At 59.9% G+C, this 7519-nt stretch carries 8 protein-coding genes and 2 pseudogenes; 4 read left to right on the top strand and 6 right to left on the bottom strand.

Annotation, left to right across the window (positions count from 1 at the left end; genetic code table 11):
• Positions 1 to 3: 3 nt before the first annotated feature.
• Both G3480_RS29615 and G3480_RS24260 read left to right on the top strand, forming a co-directional pair.
• Positions 4 to 676 (top strand): annotated as a pseudogene (locus G3480_RS29615) (DUF4277 domain-containing protein); the annotation flags it as partial.
• Positions 570 to 1334, top strand: a complete 765-nt coding sequence (locus G3480_RS24260) for an IS66 family transposase (RefSeq protein ID WP_420824641.1) — start codon at positions 570 to 572, stop codon at positions 1332 to 1334. The pseudogene G3480_RS29615 and the gene G3480_RS24260, both read left to right, overlap by 107 nt.
• Positions 1335 to 1541: 207 nt before the next feature.
• On the opposite strand, the gene G3480_RS24255 is transcribed toward G3480_RS24260, so the two are convergent.
• The 6 genes from G3480_RS24255 to G3480_RS24230 form a co-directional block, all read right to left on the bottom strand.
• The gene (locus tag G3480_RS24255; RefSeq protein ID WP_164656804.1) at positions 1542 to 2246 is read right to left on the bottom strand and encodes a VPLPA-CTERM sorting domain-containing protein; all 705 of its coding nucleotides are present in this window, start codon (positions 2244 to 2246) and stop codon (positions 1542 to 1544) included.
• 876 nt (positions 2247 to 3122) lie between these two features.
• Positions 3123 to 3338, bottom strand: coding sequence for a hypothetical protein (locus G3480_RS29310; RefSeq protein ID WP_164656803.1), 216 nt, complete (start codon positions 3336 to 3338; stop codon positions 3123 to 3125).
• A 110-nt stretch (positions 3339 to 3448) separates the two neighbouring features.
• Positions 3449 to 3634, bottom strand: coding sequence for a hypothetical protein (locus tag G3480_RS24245; RefSeq protein ID WP_164656802.1), 186 nt, complete (start codon positions 3632 to 3634; stop codon positions 3449 to 3451).
• A 217-nt stretch (positions 3635 to 3851) separates the two neighbouring features.
• Complete coding sequence (locus tag G3480_RS24240) at positions 3852 to 4430, bottom strand: hypothetical protein (RefSeq protein ID WP_164656801.1); 579 nt, start codon at positions 4428 to 4430, stop codon at positions 3852 to 3854.
• Positions 4431 to 4536: 106 nt separating this feature from the next.
• The gene (locus G3480_RS24235) at positions 4537 to 4827 is read right to left on the bottom strand and encodes a hypothetical protein (RefSeq protein ID WP_164656800.1); all 291 of its coding nucleotides are present in this window, start codon (positions 4825 to 4827) and stop codon (positions 4537 to 4539) included.
• 17 nt (positions 4828 to 4844) lie between these two features.
• Positions 4845 to 5330: a hypothetical protein gene (locus G3480_RS24230; protein WP_164656799.1), complete on the bottom strand. Its 486-nt coding sequence runs from the start codon at positions 5328 to 5330 to the stop codon at positions 4845 to 4847.
• Positions 5331 to 5740: 410 nt separating this feature from the next.
• On the opposite strand from G3480_RS24230, the gene G3480_RS24225 reads away from it, so the two are divergent.
• Complete coding sequence (locus G3480_RS24225; RefSeq protein ID WP_164656798.1) at positions 5741 to 6373, top strand: hypothetical protein; 633 nt, start codon at positions 5741 to 5743, stop codon at positions 6371 to 6373.
• 379 nt (positions 6374 to 6752) lie between these two features.
• Positions 6753 to 7442: pseudogene (locus G3480_RS24220) on the top strand (hypothetical protein); the annotation flags it as partial.
• Positions 7443 to 7519 lie beyond the last annotated feature (77 nt).

Below are 7519 nucleotides of genomic sequence, written 5' to 3'. Positions count from 1 at the left end.
CAGATGGCCGTGCACATCGACACCGGCTCCATGGCCAGTCCACGCCATTACAGCAGCCAGGTCCTCAATCACCTGGGGCTCGTGGCCGGAATGTACGACGAGCTGGGTCTGGGGGAGTTGATCGACCAGGTGCTGGTGCAGGATGAAGACAGCCGCAACGTCTCCCTCGGGCAGGCGGTTAAGGCGATGGTGCTCAACGGCTTGAGCTTTACGCAGCGCGCCCTGTACCTCACCCCGTTGTTCTTCAAGGACAAGCCCGTGGAGCGCCTGCTTGGTCCGGGGATCACCGCGGAGCACGAGCTATGGCGAGGTGCGCCAACGCTGGGTCGTGGTGTATTCCCCGCAAGCGCGCCAACGCGCCCTCAAGCGCGTCGATAAGCACTGTCTCAAGCAGGGCCGCGCCGAGCTCAAGAGCTTCGAGCGCCTGTACAGCACCGACTTCGCCTGCGAGGCCGATGCGCTCAAGGCCCTGGCGCGCTTCGAGCGCACCCTCAAGATCGCGATGCTCGGTGAGACCCACATCGAGGCGCTGCCCCGCTTCAAGGGCAAGGGGCGGGCGCCGGATTTCCATGTCTATCGCATCACCGGCGCACTGGCCTGGCGGGTGCAGGAGCGCCAGCGCCGCCTCGAGCGCAAAAGCTGCTTCATCCTCGCCACTAACCAGCTCGATGAGCAGCGCCACCGTCACCCTGTTCGTGGTCGGCAAGCGCGGGCGCGAGGTCCTCGATCGCATCCTGCCGGGCTTCACCGGCTGGCTGATGAGCGACGGCTGGCAGGCGTATCGCCATTTCCCCCGGCGGCTGCGCTGCTGGGCGCACCTCACGCGCAAGGCGCAGGGGTTGATCGACAGCTACGATCGCGAGGCCCAAGCCTTCGGGCATCAGGTCCAAAATGCCTTCGACATCCTGATTGGCGCCATCCATGCCGCGCGTGACGGCCCGCCGGTCGATTTGCCGACCCTTCATGCCGCGTTACTGGTCGAGTTGCATGCCGCCTGCGTGCGTCTGCTCGGGCACCGCCACGCCAAGACGCGCGCCTTGGCCGTCGAACTCTGGAACGACTGGGACGCCATCTTTCGGGTGCTGGACAATCCCCAGTGGCCGATCACCAACAAAGACGCCGAACGGGCACTGCGCCATTGGGTGATCGCCCGACGCATCATGATGGGCACGCGCTGCGAGGCCGGGTCACGCACCTTCACCTTGCTGTCCAGCGTGATCGAAACCTGTCGCAAGCGCGGCCATGTGCCTTGGCCCTATCTGGCCGTTGTGATCGCTGAGCGCCGCGCCGGTCGCGAGGCCGCTCCGCTGCCGGCTCCAGTGCCGGGTCTGTGAACGGCTACAGTCTTTTTAGCTCGACTTTGGCCATTTTGGCAGTCTCCCAGAGAGCTAACTGGTTGAAGTATCGTGAGGGCTGAAAATTAGAGGGGGTCGGGAGGCCCGAACGCCGAAACTGGACCCCTCGTTAATTTTTCACGCATCGTAACCTATTGATAAAAAAAAGATTGCCAGCCGGGAAAAATGGCCAAAGTCGAGTTTAGATCAGGCTGTTTTCTGCTTCCGCTTGCGCAGTGCGCCCAGCATGCCCAAGCCGCTGATGAACAGCAAGCCGGCTGCAGGTACCGGTACGGTTGAGACGGTTGATGCGCCGTCAATCGTGAAACCATCGTTAACCTGGTTGTTGAACATCGACACGGTCGCGTCCGTAAACGATCCACCAAGGTCGATCACGACCAGCTGTTGGTTGTTGTTTGCCCGACCGGTCAACTCAACAGACGTACCATCGTTGGTCTTGATGGTGAAGATAGTGCCATTGATGTCGGCAGCGTCACGTACCGCGAACACGACCTTATCGAAAGTTGATCCGCCGTTGTTAAAAACATCCCAAAAAATTCCGTTGGTGTCGTTCGACGAAAGGGCCTTCGTGCCGTCTAGCGGAACGAGGTTACCCTGGCCGCTGAGGACTGTATCGTTCACATACAGGCTCTGACAGTTGCCGCCAGACTGTGCATTACAAACGGAGCCGCTGCCTGTACTAGCGTCATATGAGCTGAACGTACCGACATTTGTCACTGTGTTGGGGTCCCACGATCCGGCATAGCCTTCAAAATTCTCAATAGTGCCACCGGCCGTAGCGGTATTGAAGGCGTCCATGCTAAATGTGGACATTTTAATCGTTGCCGCATTCGCGCTGGCGCCGATCATGGTTGCGAGCGCGATGCCCGCTGCGAAGATAGATTTTTTCATGGTTTTAGACTTCTCGTCATCGTTAAGTAGCTTGATACATGCGTTTTTGTCGGGTCAATCGTTCATGCGGGACGTTCGTCGGTCGGTTAAAGCCGTGCCCAGCGTGAGAAGCGTCGTTTGTGTCTTGTTCTTGTCTCGCGTCACCACGGACGATTCTGATCGTTGATATTCGGTTGAAATAAAGCAAAATCGGTGCCGAATTTAAAAATCATTAAAATCAAATAACTGATATTTGAACGTTAGCTTGACCGTATCACTGTGAGGTGTTCGCTGTAAGAAAAATGTGACAGTTGTGCGTCGAATTAGAGCCCGCGTAGGGTGGAACGCGATAGCGGTTCCGCTACTTGGCGACCACCGAGGTTGGCGGTTTGGATTGACCTTGGCATGGGGGATCGCCCTAGCGGGCATCTGCCCTACGGGCAAGGCACGGGAAAGCCCGCGTAGGGTGGAACGCGATAGCGGTTCCGCCACTTGGCATCCACCGTCGTTGGCGTTTTGCGCTGACCTTGGCCTGGTGGATCGCCCTCTCGGACATCCGCGCGACGTGGTTGCTTGTCGACATGGACCTAGGGTGGAGAATATAGGGGGGCATGCGTTGAAGCAAATCATGGGAGTCTTGGGCCTCCTTTAAGAGAACTCAAACGACTGCGCAGCTGCCTTCGACTTTCGTTTCAGTGCTCACTGAAGCACCTGGAGTTGCGCTCGGCGGCCATGGCGGGAACGACGTTGCGGGTAGGGGCAAGCGTCATCGGGACGGACCAAGAAGCGTCGTCAGCTTTGCGATGTGCCCGTGGCGCGAAGACAATCCATCGGCCACGTATCGTGACGGGATGGCCTCATGTCTCACCATCAGAGCTTCAGGATCCTCATCCTCGACTACCCGCGCGCGGCGCTCACCTTGTTCGCCTTCGCAGCGGCGGCCGACCTCGGCGTCATGTCCGCATCCTCCCGCTGTGCCAGAATCAGTTGCAGGAGCAGCTGAGTGAACGCTTCCGCGAACTCGACGTGCCGTTGCTGGTCGAGTGGCCGGATGGGCGATGCGAGGCCATTGTGCTCGAAGAGGACAGGGTGGCGCGGCGCTTCTCCATCCATCGCTGACCCACTGCTGTTTGGATCTTGCCGAACTGCTCTCCTGCGCTGATCAGGATCACCATCGCGGGGGAAGCGGGAAATGCACGTCCTTGCGCTGGAAACGACGCCCGTCAATCAGCCTTCACCGCTGAACGTTCCTTCGGCAACAAGGCACTGAAGAGGGCGAGGACGAACAGGGCGACGGCGATCCCGGATCCGAGGGTACCAGCGAGTGTATGCCCAAGGATTCCGAGTACGATCAAGACAGGGATGGAGTACAAGGACATCACAAGAATACTTACAAGATAGCGGCTCATGTGCATGGAATAGCTCCTATTAGGAAAATGGCTTATCGTTAGAATATTAGCGAATGCTAACATTTCAAGCCCTCTCCTCCTAGCGCGATCCTTTTCCTCTCCAGTCCGTCCCGCGCAGCCAGTCCGTGCGTACCGCGACATAGACCCGAGAGCAGTGCGCGCAAGAGCGCCTGTGCTGCCAGTGAGTGCGGCTGGGGCGCATTCCCAATTTTCCATGTCATGTAGAGGCCGTCATGAAGGATGGATTTGCCATGGTTTTCAGTAAATTCCAACGCCCGGCTTTGAAGTAGGAGCGAAGCATCAGCATGGCTTCGGCACTGGGCTTGAGCCAGTAGATACTCGCCCCCTTCAAGCGAAGGTTGATCTCCCGACGGACGGCGCTTTCCACCGCACCACTTCCCAAGGGCAGGCCAGCCGCTTTGGCCGCCGCATAATCGAGGCGTTCGAGGCTGCGAACAAAGTCATCGCGCTGCGTGCGTACCGTCTTGCTCAGAGGGCCTCGACAGAGTTGATTGACGGCGTCGACGACCGCTTGAGCATGGCCTTGACGCAAACACTGGCGTTGCTGCTTGACCCAGCGTCGACGCTGGGCCGCGCTCCACGACTTTTTCAACTCGGCCACGGCGCCCAAATGCTCCGCGACATGGAAGAAATCCAGCAGCTCGACCATCCCGATCAGGCCAAGACGCCGACACAGTCGCTGCACGCGCGTCCAGATCCAGCGTGCCTCATCGGCGACGAAGAGCACCCGCTTGGCGTCTTCAATGTGCACACGCTTGAGCGCCTGCTCGAGCACGTCGAAAATGGCATCGGGACCGGCAAGCGTGGCCTCGATCAGGGGCGTGAAGGTGTGTTCTTGGCGACCATCGGGTCCGACCGCCGAGATGACGAACAGCTTCGGCTCACACCAAACTGCGTGGTAACGACACCGTCCTTATCTTGGTTCGCGGTCCGCGTTTCTTCGTGCGAATCCGGATGCGCCCACCGTCACACGAGATCACGACCTGGCGCCCGTGGCGCCCGGCGACATCGCCGAGTTCCAACGGGCGCGCTTCCCGTTCGGTGGCGCGCGCCCGCTGGGCGAAAGCATCGGCGATGGCGCGCACGGTTTTCACGTTCAGCTCAACCCCTTCCTCGCGCAATACGCGCTGCGCTTCCGCAAACGAACTCAGGGCCGCCGCAAGCCTCAACACCTATCGGTTTCCCGAAATCAACCGGAACAGCCGCTCCAAGCCTGCGTAGCCAGGCCATCCTGGCCTGGTTTGCCAGGGCTGGAAGCCCTGGCTACATAAAACCGATAGGTGGTGAGCGCCGCAAGCAGACTGACGCGCGCGGCGAGCGCGGGCGTGCAGTGCTCGAAGATCCCCAACACCACCAGCCCGGCATACAGCCCAGGCAAGCGCCGATGCGTCCCCCGTTGGCCTTTGGGACGGTAGTACAGGGTGGTGATCTGCACCGCCACCCCACTGGCCGTGCGGAGGGTCACGGCCTGCGCCCCCGCCTTCTTCAACGGCTTCGCGCTGGCCTTGGTGAGCGTCTCGACCGTCTCGCTCGCCAACGAGGCCTGCAAGATCTCACCCGTGATTAAACCCGCCAACCGCTCGGTTGTCCGCACGACCTCTCGCTCGTACTCGTCGAGCGCGCCTGGGGTCCCCGCCGCAACGGGCAGATGGGCCAGATGGTCGAGGAGGCGCAAGCGATCTTCGATTTCGCGCAGACGTGTGCCACACTGAGCTTGGGAGTGGGGGGCGGGATCATCGGAATTCTCCTGTTCATCTAAGAGAATTTTGGAACCCCTTCAACTCCTTTCCCAGGCAACGGCCCCCTCGTTGCCTATCTCAAAACATCTAGGCTCGACGGCCCATCATCTTCCTAGGCTCGGAAAATCGGGAATGCGCCCCAAGGGGCTTTCCATCCAGCTTCCGTCAAAATCTGCCATTTGATGCCGATGGCGGAACATTAAATTATTGATTTTTTTGAAAAAAATTTGGTTCAACTCTATTATTTAAGCCGCGTTGACTCCAGCGCCACAGATTGATGCCAAACTTGGCCAACCACTCGAAAAAACACATACTGTTCTGGAACGCGGTTTAAGAGGGTATCAACATGGGACATGCCGCACTCAAACACGAAGTCGATGAAATCAGGGGCTACATCAAGGAACTCAGCTATCAGGCGATGCGCACGGAGATGTCGCTGAATCGTCTGTCCGAGGAGATGCGCGAGTTCAAGGATGAAATGAAGGAGTTCAAGGATGAAATGACCGCCTTCAAGGATGAGACGCAACGCGACCGCCGTCACATGAACAAACAGTGGGGCGAACTCGCCAACCGGCTCGGCACCCTAGTCGAGGATATCGTCGCGCCCAATTTGCCCAGGATTGCCGCCGAACTCCTGGGTTGCGACAGGCCGGATCTCTTTGCCGTGCGCGTTGTGCGCCGTTTCGGGGGCGAGACCCGCGAATACGATGCCATGGTCGTCTGCGATTCCGCGGTCCTGATCAACGAAACCAAGTCGCGTCTGCTGGATACTCATGTGGACGCGATTCTCGACAAGCTCGGCGAATTCCCGAGCGTCTATCCGGAATATGCCGGCAGGCGTGTCGTTGGCATCCTGGCCACGCTCTATCCGGACGATAGCGTGATTCGTCGCGCATCTAGCAAGGGCGTCCTGGTCATGGGGATGGGCGACGGGACCATGCGGGTGCTCAACCCGGACGCAATCGACGCAACCATCTAAACCGCGCCCAGAGCGAGAAACTTCGTTTTGTGCTCTTTCCTCAGTCTTGCGCGACTACGGACGATCGGTGAGCCCGCGTAGGGCGGAACGCGATAGCGGTTCCGCCATTTGGCAAGCACCGAGGTTGGCGGTTTGGATTGACCTTGGCATGGCGGATCGCCCTAGCGGGCATCCGCCCTACGGGGAAGGCACGGGAAAGCCCCCGTAGGGTGGAACGCGATAGCGGTTCCGCCACTTGGCATCCACCGTCGTTGGCGTTTTGCGCTGACCTTGGCCTGGTGGATCGCCCTCTCGGACATCCGCGCGACGTGGTTGCTTGTCGACATAGACCTAGGGTGGACAAGCGCAGCGCAGTCCACCAACGCCGACGCGGGATTCGGTGGACTTCGCTCTCGCTGGTCCACTACCGGTCCCAACTGATGACCAAGGCCCCCACGATCAGAACTTCAAGAACCTCATCTTCGACTGCCCGCGTGCCACGCTCGCCTTCTTCGCTGCGGCCGAGGCGGGCGATCTCGGGAGTGATGTCCGCATCCTCCCGGTGCGCCAGGAGCAGGTGCAGGAGCGCCTGGGTGAACGCTTTCGCGAACTCGACGTGCCGCTGCTGGTCGAGTGGCCGGACGGGCGGCGCGAGGCGATCCTTTTCGTGCTCGAAGAGGAGAGCGATGCGCGGCGCTTCTCCATCCACCGCCTGGCCCACTACTGTTTGGATCTGGTCGAGCTGCTCGACATCCAGCGCGTGGTGCCGGTCGTCATCTTTCTCCGCGCAGCCAGCGGTGTCGCCACCCAACTGCGCCTGGGCGGTGAGCGCCATGTCTATCTCGACTTCCACGATCTGCGTTGCGCGCTGGCCGAATTGCCCTTCGAGGACTACCGCGACAGTGACAACCTGATCGCCCGCCTCACGCTACCCAACATGTTCTATTCACCCGAACGCCGGGTCGAGGTCTACGCCCAGGCCGTGCGGGGTCTCACGGTCCTGGAACCTGATCCCGATAAGCGGCTCAAGTACCTGGATTTCATCGACATCTACGCTGCCCTTGACGATAATGAGCGAAAGCAATATAGGTGCGTATTCCAGTGAAACCGGACACCCAGTCCGAAGGAAAGCGGACAGCCGTTCCGATCGAAGCCGGACAGTCAGTC

Source organism: Thiorhodococcus mannitoliphagus, assembly GCF_010915725.1.
Lineage (GTDB): Bacteria > Pseudomonadota > Gammaproteobacteria > Chromatiales > Chromatiaceae > Thiorhodococcus > Thiorhodococcus mannitoliphagus.
Note: the sequence above shows the minus strand (reverse complement) of the source record. Positions and strands in the feature narration are given on the sequence as shown.

Coding starts and splice junctions, on each gene's coding strand:
- G3480_RS24260 (WP_420824641.1), top strand. CDS start 570: ATGTCTATCGCATCACCGGCGCACTGGCCTGGCGGGTGCAGGAGCGCC.
- G3480_RS24225 (WP_164656798.1), top strand. CDS start 5,741: ATGGGACATGCCGCACTCAAACACGAAGTCGATGAAATCAGGGGCTAC.
- G3480_RS24245 (WP_164656802.1), bottom strand. CDS start 3,634: ATGAGCCGCTATCTTGTAAGTATTCTTGTGATGTCCTTGTACTCCATC.
- G3480_RS29310 (WP_164656803.1), bottom strand. CDS start 3,338: ATGGATGGAGAAGCGCCGCGCCACCCTGTCCTCTTCGAGCACAATGGC.
- G3480_RS24255 (WP_164656804.1), bottom strand. CDS start 2,246: ATGAAAAAATCTATCTTCGCAGCGGGCATCGCGCTCGCAACCATGATC.